The organism is Janthinobacterium sp., from assembly GCF_031995485.1.
GTDB lineage: Bacteria > Pseudomonadota > Gammaproteobacteria > Burkholderiales > Burkholderiaceae_D > Janthinobacterium.
In genome coordinates this window covers 37,103-51,722 of record NZ_DAMAGB010000020.1, presented here as the reverse complement: position 1 = coordinate 51,722, position 14,620 = coordinate 37,103, and the positions used below count along the sequence as shown (strand labels likewise).

The window sequence follows — 14,620 nt, the reverse complement described above, 5'->3', positions numbered from 1 at the left end:
GCACCCTCATGCATCATTTAACCGTCAATGGCCAGCCATTTGCCGCCGACGTCGAGCCCGACACCCCCTTGCTGTGGGTGCTGCGCGATGAAGTCAAACTGAAGGGCACCAAGTTCGGCTGCGGCATCGGCATGTGCGGCGCCTGCACCGTGCATGTCGATGGCCGCGCCGTGCGCTCGTGCATCACGCCCGTCTCCGCCGTCGCTGGTTCGAATGTCACCACCATCGAAGGACTGTCGCCCGATGGCAGGCACCCGTTGCAACAGGCATGGATCGCCTGCCAGGCGCCGCAGTGCGGCTATTGCCAGTCGGGCCAGATCATGCAGGCCGCCACCTTGCTGCGCGACTATCCGCAGCCGACCGACGCAAATATCGATGCCGTGATGAGCGGCAACCTGTGCCGCTGCATGGCCTATGTGCGCATCCGCAAGGCCATCAAGCTGGCGGCCGGCATGCAGGAGAAGGCCGATGCTTAAGCTGCCGAAAGAAAACGCCGCATCGCAGCCCAGCTCGCTGGGCCGGCGCGGCTTCCTGATCGCCGCCGCCGGCACGGGTTTCACGCTGGCCTTCCTGCGCGCCGACAGTTCGCTGGCGGCCGGCAAGAAGCCACAAGCGCCAGCCGCCGCGCCAGCCGCCACCGCGTTCGATCCCACCATCTGGTATGACATCGACCGCGACGGCACCGTCACCGTCAATATCGCCAAGGCCGAGATGGGCCAGCATATCGGCACGGCGCTGGCGCGCATCGTGGCCGACGAACTGGAAGCGGACTGGAGCAAAGTCAGGCTGCATTATGTGGACAGCGACCCGAAATGGGGCCTGATGGTGACGGGCGGCAGCTGGTCGGTCTGGCAGAATTTCGAAACGCTCAGCCGCGCCGGCGCGGCCGGCCGCATCGCGCTGATTGAGGAGGGCGCGCGCCTGCTGCGCGTGCCCGTTGCCGCCTGCAGCGCGAAGCTGGGCGTGGTGCATGGACGTGGCCGCTCGATCGGCTATGGCGAGATCGTGCGGCGCGGCAAGCTGGGCCGGCAATATACGCCGCAGCAGCTCAAAGCCCTCGTGCTGAAAACACCGCAGCAGCGCAGCCTGGTCGGCCACACCGTGCAGGCACTCGATGTGCCGTCGAAAACCGATGGCACGGCCATATATGGCATCGATGCGGAAATCGAGGGCATGGTATATGCGCGCCCGAAGATCCCGCCCACGCGCTACGGCGCGAAAGTATTGTCGATCGACGATACGGCGGCAAAGAAAATCAGGGGCTATTTGAAGTCCGAAGCGCTGGACGACCCCAGCGGCACGGTGCCGGGCTGGGTGCTGGTGTATGCCGAAACGTATGCTGCCGCCAGCCGCGCGGCCGGGCTGGTGCAGGTCAAGTGGCGTGCCGGCGCGGCGGCCCATGTGTCGGAGCAGGATATCCTGCATTATGCAGGCAAGCAGATCGCCGACCCGACGCTGGGCGCGCGCGTGGTCGATGACGAGGGCGTGGAGCAGGCGTTTGCCGATGCCAGTTCCAGCCTGGAACGCCAGTACACGACGGCCACCGTGCTGCATTTCCAGCTCGAACCGGTGAACGCCGTGGCGCAGCAGATCGACGGCGTCTGGCATATCCATGCGGGTACGCAGTGGCAATCATTGACACTGCCGGTGCTGGCCAAGGCGCTGCAGGTGCCGGAAAGCCAGGTGCTGCTGCATACCTATCTGCTCGGTGGTGGCTTTGGCCGGCGCCTCAACGGCGACTATTGCGTGCCGGCCGCGCTGGGCGCGAAAGCAATCGGCCGGCCGGTGAAAATGATTCTCTCGCGCGCCGACGATGCGCGCTTCGATTCGCCGCGCTCGCCGTCGGTGCAGCATCTGCGCATGGCGTTCGACGGCGCCGGCAAGGTCACCGCGATGCACCATGACGCCAGCGCCGGCTGGCCCACGCAGGCGATGGTGCCCGCCTTCTTGTCCAAGGATAAACAGGGCCATCCCTACGATCCGTTCGCGATTGCCGGCGCCGACCACTGGTACACGGTGGGCGCGCAGCGCGTGCGCGCCATTTCGAATGACCTGGCCAACAGCACCTTCCGTCCCGGCTGGCTGCGCTCGGTCGGGCCGGGCTGGACCAATTGGGCGGTAGAAAGTTTCATCGACGAAGCGGCGCAGGCGCTCAAGGTCGATCCGCTCGATTTTCGCCTGTCGCTGCTGCAGGGCACGGGCCGCAATGCGGGCAGTGCGCCGAACGCCGTCGGTGGTGCGTCGCGCCTGGCGGCGGTGCTGCTGCGCGCGGCCGACAAGGCGGGCTGGGGCAAGGCCATGCCGAAAGACACGGGACTGGGCATCGCCGCCACGTTCGGCCAGGAACGCGACATGCCGACCTGGACCGCCTGTGTGGCGCGCGTGCGGGTCGACCGCAGTACCTGCATGGTGCAGGTCGAAAAGCTGACCATGGTGATCGACGCCGGCACCATCGTCGATCCGGACGGTGCGCTGGCGCAGGCCGAGGGCGGCGCGCTGTGGGGCGTGAGCATGGCGATCCACGAAGGCACGGCCTTTTTGAATGGCGAAGTGCGCGACACCAATCTCAACTCCTACACGCCGCTGCGCATGGCAGACGTGCCGCAGCTCGATATCGAGTTTGTCAACAGCAATGAAGCATCGACCGGCATGGGCGAGCCGCCGACTACGGTGGTGGCGCCGGCGATAGCCAACGCCATTGTTGCCGCCGTCGGCGCGCGCGTGCGGCATCTGCCGATCCGCCCGGAAGCCGTGCTCAAGGGATTGGACAAGTACGGCGCGGTTTGACCCTGGCGTGCGGTTTGCTACACTGAGCTGGTGGCCCGGGTATGTCCACGGGCTTGCTTATCTTGAGTGGAGGCAACCATGCAAGAACAATTTGTCAGCGTGACGTTTGACGAGCGCCAGCTCAATGGCGTGCTGCTCCTGCCCGAGCGGGCGGTGGGAGTGGTGCTGTTTGCCCACGGCGCCGGCGATGATTACCACGGCGATGCGCCGCAAGCGACCTCGGGCGACTTCGTGCGGGCCGGCCTTGCTGCCTTGCGCCTCGATCAGGGCGCCATCGCGCCGGGCGGCGGCGAGGGCAGCCATACTTATTTCGTGCATGCCGATATTGTCCAGCTGGCGCGCCAGCTGGAGCAGGCGCTGGCCTGGCTGAAGGGCAATCCTGCTACGCGTAAATTGCCTTGCGCGCTGTACGGTCACGGCGCCAGTGCGGCGGTGGTGATGCAGCTGGCCGCCTGGCGTGGCGGCGAACTGGCCGCGCTGGCCGTGTGCGACGGGCAGGTGGAGCTGGCCGGCAAGGTGGCGCTGGACTATGTGCGCGTGCCCTCGCTGCTGATCGTCTCGGGCCGCGACCCGGACGTGGCCGGGCTGAACCGCATGGCGTTTGCCAGCCTGCGCTGCGACAAGCAACTGGAGCAGATCGCCGCGCCAGGCAGCGGACAGGCGCGGCACCAGGCCGCCCTGCTGGCCTGCGACTGGTATACCCGCCACTTCAACGGGCATGCCAGCCGCGATTTTTAAGCGGCCTGGCCTTTGCTGCGCAAATTGCGCGCATGAAAGCGCAGATGGTCTTCGACGAAGGTGGAAATAAAATAATAGCCGTGGTCGTAGCCCTCATGACGGCGCAGGGTCAATGGCTGGCCGGCGTCGCGGCAGGCCGCCTCGAACACGTCAGGAAACAGCTGATCGGGCAGGAACTTGTCGGCCTGGCCCTGGTCGATCAGGATGCCATTGGGGAACCGCGGTGGCTGGCCTTGCGACTGTTGCACCAGTGCGCTGGCGTCGTACTGCTGCCAGGTGCGCTCGTCGCTGCCCAGGTAACCCGTAAACGCCTTTTTGCCCCACGGCGCCAGGCTGGGCGCGGCGATCGGCGCAAACGCCGACACGGAACGGAACAGTTCGGGATTGCGCAGCGCCAGCACCAGGGCGCCATGGCCGCCCATCGAGTGGCCGAAGATGCCGGTGCGCTGCGGGTCGATGTTCAATTCCGTTTCCAGCAGCGCGCGCAGTTCCAGGATATAGCTGTACATGCGGTAATGCGTGCTCCACGGCGCCTCGGTGGCGTCCACATAGAAGCCGGCGCCGGCGCCGAAGTCCCAGGCATCGGTCTCGCCGGCAATATTCGCGCCGCGCGGGCTGGTGTCGGGCGTGACCAGGATCAGGCCTTCCTCGGCCGCCACGCGCTGCGCGCCGCCCTTGATCATGAATGTTTCTTCTGTGCAGGTCAGGCCGGCCAGGTAAAACAGGGCGGGCGACTTGTTTTCATTGCCTGCCGCGCCGGCGGGAATAAACACCGAGAAACGCATCGGCAAGCCGATCGCTTGCGCATCGTGGCGATAAAAACGTTGTACGCCGCCAAAGCAGGCATGTTCACTCAACAGTTCCAGCATGAATTCTCCTTGTTAATTGCGTAGTATAGCCAGACTGGCTCAGCCGAGCAGGGTGGCCACTGCCGGCAGCAGTGTCTGCGCCGGCGCTTCAATCTTGAAGGCGAGCAATTCGTCGGCGCGCGTCTTGCCCAGGTTGACGGCGGCCACCGGCTTGCCGTGTTCGGCCGCCATGCGGCACAGGCGAAAGCTCGAGTACACCATCACGGACGAGCCGATCACCAGCAGGGCGCTGGCCTGCGCCATTTTTTGTCCCGCTTCGGCGGCGCAGGCGGCCGGCACGCCATCGCCGAAAAACACCACATCGGGTTTCAGTGTGCCGCCGCAGTGCAGGCAGCGCGGCAGCTGGAAGCTGGCCAGCTGGCCCGGTTCGAGCAGCGCATCGCCATCGGGCGCCGGCGTGGCGGTGGCGCCCACCATCTGCGGATTGTCGTATTCCAGCATGTCCTGCACCGTGCGGCGTGCATAGTGCGCGTGGCAATCGAGGCAGACCACCGCATGGATGCTGCCGTGCAGTTCGGTCACGCCGATACTGCCGGCGCGCTGGTGCAGCCCGTCCACGTTTTGCGTGACCAGGCTGCCAACCTTGCCCTGCTGCGCCAGTTGCGCAAGCGCCAGATGGCCTGGATTGGGCGCCGCGCGTGACAGGGTGGGATAGCCCACCATGCTGCGCGCCCAGTAGCGGCGCTGCACGGCTTCCTGGCGCCGGAAGTCCGGGCCTTGCACGGGGGCGTTGCCGCGCCGCACGCCATCAGTGTCGCGGTAGTCGGGTATGCCGGATGCCGTGCTGATGCCGGCGCCCGTCAGCAGCAGCACGCCAGGGTGGTGTTGCAGGAACTGCGCCAGGCGTTCGGCGGCCTCGGTATCGCTGGCGCCGTGCTGGCCGGGGAAGGAAGAGATATGCATGGCGCCATGCTACGCGAAAGCTGGCACCCATGCAGGGACTGCCTGTTGCGTGCTCGTTACTGCAGCTTCATGCCGAAACGCTGCAGGCGCGGCTGCCAATGGTCGAGGATATCGGCCGAAACAAGGATGCGTTCGGCCTTGCCGATCAGCAGTGCGCGCGGCACAAAGCCGAAGTAGCGCGAGTCGGCGCTATTGTCGCGGTTGTCGCCCAGCATCATGTACTGGCCGGCCGGCACGGTGACGGGGGCAAAGCTGCGCCGGGCCGGTACTTGCGGCAGCAGCTGGATCTGGCGCGCGGGGCTCGCCGTACTGCGCTCGCTGAGCCGCTGCGCCTGCAACTGGCCCGCTGCGGCCATGCTGTCGCCGACGGTGTCCTGCCGCTCATATCGGGCTTCGCGGCCATTGATGATCAGCCGCTCGTCGCGCATTTCCACCGTGTCGCCGGGCAGCGCAACAATGCGCTTGATCAGCCGCGTGCCATCCCTGGGCGAGGAAAACGTGACGATGTCGCCGCGCTGCGGTTCGCCCGTATGCTGCAGCACGATATCGGTCAGCGGCACTTTCACATTGAAGGCCAGGCGGTTGACAAACACCACGTCGCCTTCGAGCAGGTTGGGCCGCATAGAAGCCGAAGGGATCGGGTTCCAGTCGGCCACCGCCGTGCGAAATACGCCGAACAGCAGCAGGAACATCAAAAAGCCCTTGTTGGCGCGCAGCCAGCCGCCGGTGTGCATGGTCTTGTTCATCGTGTCTCGTTCTGGGCCTGTGCCCGTGATCGTTGGAGGATGCGCTGTATTAATCGCAACGCTCAGCCACGATGCACGGCGAGACTGAATCCATTCTTAAATGCCGCTGTCCGCCGCAAGATTTGTTGGCACTGTTGCCTGCGCGCCTCACCCCCGTCATGCGCTACGGCTTTCGGCAGGAAGCATTCCGCTCGTCCGCAGATCGCAGCGCAGGTTTGCCGGACAGCTCGTCGAGCAGTTCGCCCAGCGCCACCAGCAGGCCGCCCATTACCAGCGGGATGGCCACCAGCCACGGTGCGGTTTCCAGCCAGGGGCCGAGCACGACGGCCGAGACGAAAGCGATGGTGAACGAAGCGAGCCAGAAGCGGCGCGGATACCTGAGCGTGAAGAGTTGATGCAGCTGGTTCATATGTCATCCTTCGATAACATGCGGTAGAGCCGGGCAGCGAGGATGCTGCTGGTGGCGATCGCGATGCAACCATCGAGAAAGAACAGCACCATGCCCACCAGATGCATGCCGTGCACCAGCTAGGCGGGCAAGTGCCGCGCTTGGGCCCACTGCGTCATCCACGCCAGCACGATGGCGGCGCCAAAAATGGCGACCGCCAACAGCAGCATCAGCAGCACGTGTTCGAACAGGCGGGTGCGCAGTTTCATGTTGGACTCGTCAAGGTTGAAAAAGTTCGAACCTTGAGTTTGTCAGTCACATGCGGCTGCGCTTTGCGCTGGCATAAAGTCGCAGGCGCGCGTGCGGAAACAGCCTTTATGCCAGGAAAATCAGTTACTTGAAGGCTTTGATCACGGCGTCAAGCTTGACCTTGAGCGACTTGTCATGTGCATGGATGGCGGGCACTTCGCGCTGCACGCCGAGCAACTGGTAGACGGCCGTCTGCGCCGCGCGCACCGAGTATTCGACGGTAAACACCACGTCGTCGGCCAGTTCGACGAACTGGCTGACAAAGGCCAGGTTGGTGGAGTTCGCCGGCACCGGCAACGGGCGGTCGCTTTTCACGCGCGGCATGAACATGCTGGTGATATACGGCATGCGGCACGGAATGCAGATGGCCGTGTCCATGATCTCCAGGTCGAAGTTCAGGTGGCCGCACAGTTCGCGCAGGATCTCGGCGCCGCTGCAGTCGGACATCGGCTTGGCCACAAAGTTGCCGATGCGGTCAGGATGCAGCGCATAGCCCCAGAATACCTGCACGCCCGCCGGCTGATTGGCGAAATGCGGCTGATGCGCCAGCACGATGGACATGAACCAGTTGCTGTCCTTGAAGGTGACCAGGCCGCCCGTGCCGGCGCTGTTGCCGGTGAACTGCTCCATGCGGTCGAAGAATGCCGGGTCTTTCAGGGTGACCGTGTACGAGGCCCAGTACGACTCCGGGATGCTGCTGTTGAAGGCGGCGGGGCGGCCCAGTTCCGGACGGCCTTGCGCCAGCTGTTCCCACAGGCGCCAGCCGCCGCTGTCAGCCTTGGTCAGCTTGGCCGGCGCGCTGTCCATCGAGCCGTAGCTGGACGCATCGGTCATCGAGCCATTCTGGAAAAACACCAGGTCGCCCGGCTCGACGGCGATCACGTCCGCCAGTCCATGGCGCTGGCAGTGCAGGGCGGTGGCGGTCAGCTGGCCGTCGTGCTGCTGCACCTCGATATCGGTGACGGTGCAATCCATGATGATGTTGACGCCCTGTTCGCGCAGCCATGACAGCAGCGGGCGCACCAGTGCATCGTACTGGTTGTAGATGGTGCGCTTGACGCCGGCCAGCGTTTCGATGCGCGAAAATTCCATCATGAAGCGGTGCAGGTAGCGCTTGAATTCTACCGCGCTGTGCCAGGGCTGGAAGGCAAACGTGGTGGCCCACATGTACCAGAATTTGGTGTCGAAGAATTCGGGCGAGAGCCAGTCGGTGATCGCGCTGCTGCCCAGCGTGTCTTCGTCCGCTTCCGTCAGTTTCAGCAGTTCCAGCCTGTCCTGCATGGAAAAACCCATGCTGCCGACATCGACCTTGAAGCGGTTGCGGTCGACCAGCCGCGCGCGCGAATGGGGTATATGCCGTTCATTGAAGGCGATGGTTTCGTCGTAGACGCTCTGGCCCGGCGTTTCCAGCGAGGGAATGCTCTTGAACAGGTCCCAGGTGCATTCGTAATTGTCGGTGGTCAGCATGCGCCCGCCGCGCAAGGTATAGCCATCCTCGGCGTTGCCGCCGCCGTCGAGGCTGCCGCCGGCCACGTTGGCCGCCTCCAGGATGGTGATATTACTGCCCTGCATGCCGCCGTCGCGCACCATGAAGGCAGCGGCGGCCAGCGAGCCGATGCCGCCACCTGTGAGCCAGGCTTTTTTAGTTGTGTTTGTCATGATTTTTCCGTGAAAGTGAGCGCTGCAGTGCGCGGTAAAGACCAGCAGGCAAAGCTGCAGCAGCAGCTTTGTATTTGCCTATTTTATAACTCTCACGAAAAAATCCCCATTTAATCGAGCAAATGCTCGGTTTTTCTTGACTCAGGTCGCGTCTTTCTCATTTCGCTTTTCGAAATGCAGCAGATCGCGCCATTCTCCGTCGAATTGCATGGCTTTTTCGGACATGCCGTACTGATGAAAGCCATTACGCTGCAGCACCTTGGCCGATGCCAGGTTGGGCAGGCGCACGACCGATTCCAGGCGCCACAGTTCCAATGGCCCGAACGCCTGTTCCAACAGCAGCGCCACGATGGCCGAAGCATGGCCGCGCCCGCCAAATTGCTGGCCGATGCGGTAGCCCAGCTGCGCCTTGTTGAAGTAGGGGCGGGTGACGGCCGTCAGGTTGACGCGGCCGATGATCTGTCCGTCGAGCTTGGCGAGGAACTGATAAGACTGATCCTGCTCGCGTTCGCGCCGCGCCTGCTCAATCACGGCGGCGATCGCGTCTGCGCTGTAATACGACGGTGCGCGGGCCGTGACCCAGGTTTCGAAATGGGCGCGGTTGTCCACCTCGAACGCCAGCAGAGCGTGGATATCGGCGGCGGATGGGGCATGCAGTTGCAGGCGGTTGGCGTCTGTCATGGGTAAGCCTCGAAAAGAGATGCGCCATTATAATCAGGCAATGTTTTCAATGCATGCAACGTTTTTTCTGAAAGGAAGTCCATGCTGTCCCACCTCTGTCTTGGCACCAACCAGTTTGCGCGCGCCTACGGGTTTTATACGGCGCTGCTCGGCGAACTGGGCCTGGTTGAAAAATTCTGCGACCTTCAAAAACCGTGGGCCGGCTGGATGACGCCCGGCGTGGCGCGTCCGCTGTTCGTGCTCGGCGGCCCGCACGACGGCCAGCCGGCTGCGCCCGGCAATGGCCAGATGACGGCGCTGCTGGCCGGCAGCCGCGCGCAGGTTGACCGCTGCCACCGGCTGGCGCTGGCACACGGGGTGCTCTGCGAGGGCCCACCCGGCCTGCGCCCGCATTACCATGCGAATTACTATGGCGCCTATTTCCGCGACCTTGACGGCAACAAGCTGTGCGTATGCTGCCACGAGGAAGCTTAGTTCAGCACGGTCCCCATACCTCGGACTCGGTCCAGCCCAGCTGCGCAAAATCCTGCGCGCGCAGCGCCGCTTCGCCGGCGCTGAAAAATTCGTCCAGCTGTGGCGGCTCGATGCGGGTGCCGGACAGCATCGCGTGGACCTGTCCCCGGTGGTGGATCTGGTGCTGGAACAGGTGCGCCAGCAGGCGCATGCGCGTGTCGACCTGCGGCGTGTCGCGCAGGATGGTGACGGGGCGCGCCAGATCGGCGTCACGCAATTGCCGGCAGTGTGCGACCAGGCGCTGGTCCGAGGCGCGCTGCGCCGCCTGCAGTCCAGCGCAGTTGTCGAACGGCTCGTCCTGCGCAAAGAACACGTAGCAGTCGGGATGCGGCGCGTCGCCGCGCAGTTCGCGTTCGAGCGCATCGAGATAGAACCAGTCGCACGTCAGTATATGGTTCAGCGTGGCCTGGATGGTGGGGAAAAAGCTGGTGCGCACGGCCTGGAATTCGGTTTGCGACAATTGCGCGCAAGCCTGCAGCAGGCGGTGGTTGGCCCAGGCGTTGTTATACGCCTGGGTGCAAATGTAGTGGGCAAGCGAATTGTTCATGATGGAAGGCCGATCGGGCAGGGCAGCACAGGGCTGCGGCAGTCGCACTGTAGCATTTTGCGGCATGCATGCAACGCCGGGCACACTGCCCGCATCGGCGCTGCCCGCATCAGGTAAAATCGTGGATCGGATTTCCCGATGGTGATGCATGAGAGTTTGGACAGCAATATGGGTTGGATAGGAAAATTACTCAACGGCGGCGACGCAAAAAACAAGTCCGAGCCCGCACCCGTCATCGCTGCGGCGCCCGAGATCGCGCCAGCACCGATGCCCATCACCGAAATTGATGCACTCTACTATCGCTGGCTGGCGGGTGCCGGCTCGACGCAGGCGCCGGCACAAACCGAACAGCAGATCCTGGCCGAATTGACGCGCCTGACCCAGGAGCCGCTTGCTGGCGCTGCCCTGGTGCCGCGCATGCCGGCGATTATTCCGCAGCTGATGCGTACCTTGCAAGAAGAGAGCATGAACGCCGCCGAGCTGTCGCGCCAGCTGGCGCAGGACGTGCTGCTGGTCGCCGAGGTCTACCGCGAAGCGAACCGGCCCCGCTACCATTCGCGCTATAACTCCAGCCCGTCCATCAGCAGCATGGAAAGCGCCATCATGCTGCTGGGGCAAAACAATATGCGCATGCTGCTGGCGCGCGTCGCCTTCCGCCCCATCGTCAGCATGCAGAGCGGTGGGGTCACCATGCGCGCGGCGCCGCAGATCTGGCGCCAGTCCGAGAAATGCGCGCTGGGCGCCAGCCTGGTCGCGCCAGGCATGCAGGCGAACGCCTTCGACGCCTATCTGGCGGGCCTGATCGCCAATGTGGGGCTGGTGGTGGCGTTCCGGCTGGTCGACCAGCTGCATGCGCCGGACGCCTTTCCCCAATCAAGCGCCTTTATCGCCCAGGTATTTGCGCAGGCGCGCATGCTGTCGGTGCGGATCGCCGAGTTATGGGAGTTCCCCGACTCCGTCACCAGCGCGATCGCCCAGGCCGGGCAACTGGACGCCGACCCGCAGGCGCAGGCGCTGGCGCTGGGCGAGCGCCTGAGCAAATTGCGCATGCTGGCCGATGCCGGCCAGTTCCCGGCCGACGACAGCTTCGTGCTGGCAGGACTGGGCGAGGATGCGCTGGCGGCATTCGACAAACTGGCCGACGACGAGGATTGACGGTCAACAGCGCGCGCTAACGGGCAAAATACAGCTCATGCAGATGGTCGAGATTGACCTCCGACGCCTTCTGCGACAGCGCCACCTTCCCGCTTTGCATCAGGTAGACATGGTCGGCCACGCCTACCGCGCGCGCCGTGTTCTGCTCGACCAGGATCATCGTGCGCTGGCCGTCGTTCAGGCGCGCCAGGATCTCGAACAGCTCATTGACCACCAGCGGCGCCAGGCCCAGCGAAGGTTCGTCGATGATCAGCAGCTTCGGGTCCGACATCAGCCCGCGCGCCATCGCCAGCATCTGCGCCTCGCCGCCCGACAGCGAGCCGGCCAGCTGCTTGCGCCGCTCGCGCAGGCGCGGGAACATGCTGTACGACTGCTCAAGACGGTCGCGCATGTGTGCGCGGTGCTCTTTGGGAAACGCACCCATGATCAGGTTTTCTTCCACACTCATGTCGCGAAACGTCATGCGTCCCTCCGGGATCATGGTGACCGACGCATCGCTCATCTTCCAGGTCGGCGTGCCGTTCAGTACCTTGCCAGCCAGGCTGATGCTGCCCGCGCTGGCCGGCACCAGGCCCATGATGGCGCGCAGCAGCGTTGTCTTGCCGGCGCCGTTCGGCCCGATAATGGTGGTCAGCTTGCCTTGCGGCACGCTCAAGGACACATCCCACAGCACATTGATGGCGCCATAGCCGGCGCGCAAATTGGTCACTTCAAGCATCTGCGGCTCCCGTATAACTTTTGATGACGGCCGGATCGCGGAACACCGCATCCGGCGTGCCGTCGGCGATCAGCTGGCCAAAATTGAGTACCGCCACGCGCGGACACAGATTGCTGATGGTCTCGATATCGTGCTCGATCATCACGATGCCCACCCCGAATCTGGCATGCAGGTCCTTCAGCATGCCCATGAAGCGGCGCTTGCCCGTCGTTTCCAGGCCTGCCAGTACTTCGTCCAACAGCAGCAGTTTCGGCTCGGTGGCCAGCGCTTTCGCCACCTCCAGCGCTTTCAGCTCCGTCAGCGCCAGTTCGCTGGCCGCGTCGCGCCCGGCCTTGCTTGTGAGGTTGGTGAAATCGAGGATCTCGTCGATTTTCCCGTGATCGACCTTGCCGGTGCCGAAGCGCTGCGCGACGATCAGGTTTTCGCGCACCGTCAGTTCATGCATCGGCTGCGGGATCTGGAAGGTGCGGCCAATGCCCAGGCGCGCGCGCTGGTACATCGGCGTGGCCATCACGTTGCGGCCCTCGAAGCGGATCGCGCCGCTGGTGGGGCGCACCAGGCCCGAGATCGCGTTGAACAGCGTGGTCTTGCCGGCGCCGTTCGAGCCTACCAGGCCGATCACGTCATTGCTGCCGATATTCAGGGTGACCGCGTCGACGGCCGTCAGGCCGCCGAAGCGTACCGAGACATGATCAAGTTCCAGCATGAGTCTTTTCCTTTCCCTTTATTGCTTTTCTCAGCAGCGGCAGCAGGCCGTTCGGGCTGAAGACGATCATCGCCACCAGCAGCACGCCCAGCACCAGCTGGTGGCCGGTGGGAATGATCGACTTGAAGATCAGCTGGTCGACCAGGTACACCACCACCGCGCCCAGCACGGGGCCGAGGATGGTGCGGTAGCCGCCGAAGATCGCCGCGACGATGGGCAAGGTCACCCACAGGCTGTTGAAAGCGTAATCGGGTTCCAGGAAGTTGATGTAGTGGGCATTGAAGGCGCCGAACAGGCCGGCCATAAAGGCCGACACCAGCAGCATCGCGCCTTTCAGCAAGGTGCTGTTGACGCCCACCACGCGCGTCGCGTCTTCGCTGTCGTGCATGGCGCGCAGCGCGATGCCGTAATGGCTGGAGCGGATGCGGCTGTAGGCAAACGCGCAGGCCACCACCAATGTGAGCACCACCAGGTAGGCGCCCGTCTTGCCGGCCAGGTCGAAGCCGAATATGGTGGGCAGGGTCGGGATATTGGCCACGCCGCCCGAGCCGCCGGTGAGCGAACTCCATTCGGTGGCCACGATGCGGAAGATATGCGCGTAGGCCAGGATCGCCAGCGCAAAATACGGTCCGCGCAAGCGCAGCACCGGCAGCATGATGACGGCCGAAATGGCCGCGCCCACGCCACCCAGCAGCATGGCTGCAAACACGGGCAGGCCCAGTTTCACGGTGGTGAGCGCCGAGACATAGGCGCCCACGCCGAAGAAAGCCGCATGGCCGAAGCTGACCATGCCGCCCAGGTTGCCCAGCAAGGCCCACGACAGGGCCACGCCGCCGATGATCAGGGCCGCCACCACCATGCTCATCACGTACTGGTTGCCGCCCAGGGCCAGCGGCACGGCCACATATGCGGCCAGCAGCAGACCGGTGGTCGAAACAAGGGTAGACGATTTCATCCGCGCCTCCGTACCGCGCCAAACAGGCCGTTCGGCATAATGAACAGCACCAGCAGGAACAGCACCATGCCGGACAATTCCTGCAGCGCCGAACTGGCCAGCGTGACGGTCAGCGCTTCGGCTACGCCCAGCAGTACGGCGGCGATCAGCACGCCCGGGATCGAGCCGATGCCGGCCAGCACCGTGATAATGAAGGCTTTCACCGTCAGCGCGCCGCCGTAGGCCGGCTGGATCACGCCATAGCTGAACAGCGCCACGCCGGCAAACGCGGCCAGGATGCCCGCCACCAGGAACGACACCATTTCGGTGCGGCCCGGATCGATGCCCATCAGCTTGGCCGCATCGCGGTTGCTGGACACGGCGCGCACGGCGCGGCCATACCAGCTGGTGGCCAGCCAGCGCCACAGCGCCGCCATCAGCACCAGGCTGACGCCGAAGAAAATCACTTCGCTGCGCATGCTGAAGAACGGGCCGATCTCGAAGCCTTCCTGCAGCCAGCTCGACGAAGTCGAGCGGATATCGGCCTTCCATACCAGCAGGATGAAATTGGTCAGGATCACGCCGATGCCGTAGGTGAGGATCAGCGAATTGATCTCGCGGTCCTTCTTGATGCGGCTGACGATGAAGTACACGCCGACCGACGTCAGGCTGACGATCACCAGCGCGATCGGAATCGCGAACATCGGGCCCAGGCCCAGGCCCGACTCCACGCTGTAGGCGATATACGCGGCCAGCAGCACCAGTTCGCCGTGCGCCAGGTTGATGATCTTCATGGTGCCGAACACCAGCGCCAGACCGAGCGCGATCAGGGCGTACGAGCCGCCCTGCAGCAGGCCCGAATACAGGGCCTGCAGGATTAATTCTGTCATGTCGTTATCCCGTCAGGCAGCCGGCCAGCATCCGCAAGGGGCGCCGGCCAGGCTGTCGTTTATCGGTGCGCGCCGGA

17 protein-coding genes are annotated in these 14,620 nt (G+C 64.3%); 5 read left to right on the top strand and 12 right to left on the bottom strand.

All coding sequences use genetic code 11. The features are described from left to right. Nucleotides 1-8 precede the first annotated feature (8 nt). The 3 genes from RTQ46_RS13270 to RTQ46_RS13260 all read left to right on the top strand — a co-directional run bounded on the left by RTQ46_RS13270 (nt 9) and on the right by RTQ46_RS13260 (nt 3,525). On the top strand, nt 9-476 hold the full coding sequence (locus tag RTQ46_RS13270) for a (2Fe-2S)-binding protein (protein ID WP_312437190.1): 468 nt from the start codon (nt 9-11) through the stop codon (nt 474-476). Next, nucleotides 469-2,787 (top strand): molybdopterin cofactor-binding domain-containing protein, encoded by a 2,319-nt coding sequence (locus RTQ46_RS13265; RefSeq protein WP_312437188.1) that lies wholly within the window; start codon nt 469-471, stop codon nt 2,785-2,787. The genes RTQ46_RS13270 and RTQ46_RS13265 overlap by 8 nt, the downstream gene beginning before the upstream one ends. Before the next feature lie 78 nt (nt 2,788-2,865). Further along, nucleotides 2,866-3,525: an alpha/beta hydrolase gene (locus tag RTQ46_RS13260; RefSeq protein ID WP_312437186.1), complete on the top strand. Its 660-nt coding sequence runs from the start codon at nt 2,866-2,868 to the stop codon at nt 3,523-3,525. On the opposite strand, the gene fghA is transcribed toward RTQ46_RS13260, so the two are convergent. The 7 genes from fghA to RTQ46_RS13225 form a co-directional block, all read right to left on the bottom strand. Continuing rightward, nucleotides 3,522-4,394 (bottom strand): S-formylglutathione hydrolase, encoded by an 873-nt coding sequence (fghA, locus tag RTQ46_RS13255; RefSeq protein ID WP_312437185.1) that lies wholly within the window; start codon nt 4,392-4,394, stop codon nt 3,522-3,524. The genes RTQ46_RS13260 and fghA overlap by 4 nt on opposite strands. Nucleotides 4,395-4,433: 39 nt before the next feature. Continuing rightward, a complete protein-coding gene (locus RTQ46_RS13250; protein WP_312437184.1) occupies nt 4,434-5,297 on the bottom strand; it encodes an NAD-dependent protein deacetylase in 864 nt (287 codons plus the stop codon). A 56-nt stretch (nt 5,298-5,353) separates the two neighbouring features. Beyond that, nucleotides 5,354-6,043 (bottom strand): signal peptidase I, encoded by a 690-nt coding sequence (lepB, locus tag RTQ46_RS13245; protein WP_312437182.1) that lies wholly within the window; start codon nt 6,041-6,043, stop codon nt 5,354-5,356. A gap of 163 nt (nt 6,044-6,206) precedes the next feature. Beyond that, the gene (locus RTQ46_RS13240) at nt 6,207-6,452 is read right to left on the bottom strand and encodes a hypothetical protein (protein WP_312437180.1); all 246 of its coding nucleotides are present in this window, start codon (nt 6,450-6,452) and stop codon (nt 6,207-6,209) included. Between the two features lie 119 nt (nt 6,453-6,571). Next, nucleotides 6,572-6,700 (bottom strand): hypothetical protein, encoded by a 129-nt coding sequence (locus RTQ46_RS13235; RefSeq protein ID WP_312437178.1) that lies wholly within the window; start codon nt 6,698-6,700, stop codon nt 6,572-6,574. Between the two features lie 124 nt (nt 6,701-6,824). Continuing rightward, nucleotides 6,825-8,399, bottom strand: coding sequence for an oleate hydratase (locus tag RTQ46_RS13230; RefSeq protein ID WP_312437176.1), 1,575 nt, complete (start codon nt 8,397-8,399; stop codon nt 6,825-6,827). Between the two features lie 141 nt (nt 8,400-8,540). Beyond that, nucleotides 8,541-9,080, bottom strand: a complete 540-nt coding sequence (locus RTQ46_RS13225) for a GNAT family protein (protein ID WP_312437175.1) — start codon at nt 9,078-9,080, stop codon at nt 8,541-8,543. Nucleotides 9,081-9,161: 81 nt separating this feature from the next. Here RTQ46_RS13225 and RTQ46_RS13220 point away from each other — a divergent pair, with 81 nt between their 5' ends. Beyond that, complete coding sequence (locus tag RTQ46_RS13220) at nt 9,162-9,554, top strand: VOC family protein (protein ID WP_312437174.1); 393 nt, start codon at nt 9,162-9,164, stop codon at nt 9,552-9,554. Between the two features lies 1 nt (nt 9,555). Here RTQ46_RS13220 and RTQ46_RS13215 read toward each other — a convergent pair whose 3' ends face one another. Then, complete coding sequence (locus tag RTQ46_RS13215; protein WP_312437172.1) at nt 9,556-10,140, bottom strand: DinB family protein; 585 nt, start codon at nt 10,138-10,140, stop codon at nt 9,556-9,558. A gap of 168 nt (nt 10,141-10,308) precedes the next feature. Between RTQ46_RS13215 and RTQ46_RS13210 the strand changes: the two genes are divergently transcribed. Further along, nucleotides 10,309-11,295, top strand: coding sequence for an HDOD domain-containing protein (locus RTQ46_RS13210; protein ID WP_312437171.1), 987 nt, complete (start codon nt 10,309-10,311; stop codon nt 11,293-11,295). 16 nt (nt 11,296-11,311) lie between these two features. Here the strand turns inward: RTQ46_RS13210 and RTQ46_RS13205 are convergent, their stop codons facing one another. The 4 genes from RTQ46_RS13205 to RTQ46_RS13190 are packed head-to-tail and all read right to left on the bottom strand — an operon-like array spanning nt 11,312 to nt 14,543. Beyond that, the gene (locus tag RTQ46_RS13205; protein ID WP_312437169.1) at nt 11,312-12,013 is read right to left on the bottom strand and encodes an ABC transporter ATP-binding protein; all 702 of its coding nucleotides are present in this window, start codon (nt 12,011-12,013) and stop codon (nt 11,312-11,314) included. Then, the gene (locus tag RTQ46_RS13200) at nt 12,006-12,719 is read right to left on the bottom strand and encodes an ABC transporter ATP-binding protein (protein ID WP_312437168.1); all 714 of its coding nucleotides are present in this window, start codon (nt 12,717-12,719) and stop codon (nt 12,006-12,008) included. The genes RTQ46_RS13205 and RTQ46_RS13200 overlap by 8 nt, the downstream gene beginning before the upstream one ends. Then, complete coding sequence (locus tag RTQ46_RS13195; protein WP_312437166.1) at nt 12,706-13,674, bottom strand: branched-chain amino acid ABC transporter permease; 969 nt, start codon at nt 13,672-13,674, stop codon at nt 12,706-12,708. The genes RTQ46_RS13200 and RTQ46_RS13195 overlap by 14 nt, the downstream gene beginning before the upstream one ends. After that, nucleotides 13,671-14,543: a branched-chain amino acid ABC transporter permease gene (locus tag RTQ46_RS13190; protein WP_312437165.1), complete on the bottom strand. Its 873-nt coding sequence runs from the start codon at nt 14,541-14,543 to the stop codon at nt 13,671-13,673. Before RTQ46_RS13190 ends, RTQ46_RS13195 begins: the two co-directional genes overlap by 4 nt. Between the last annotated feature and the right edge of the window lie 77 nt (nt 14,544-14,620).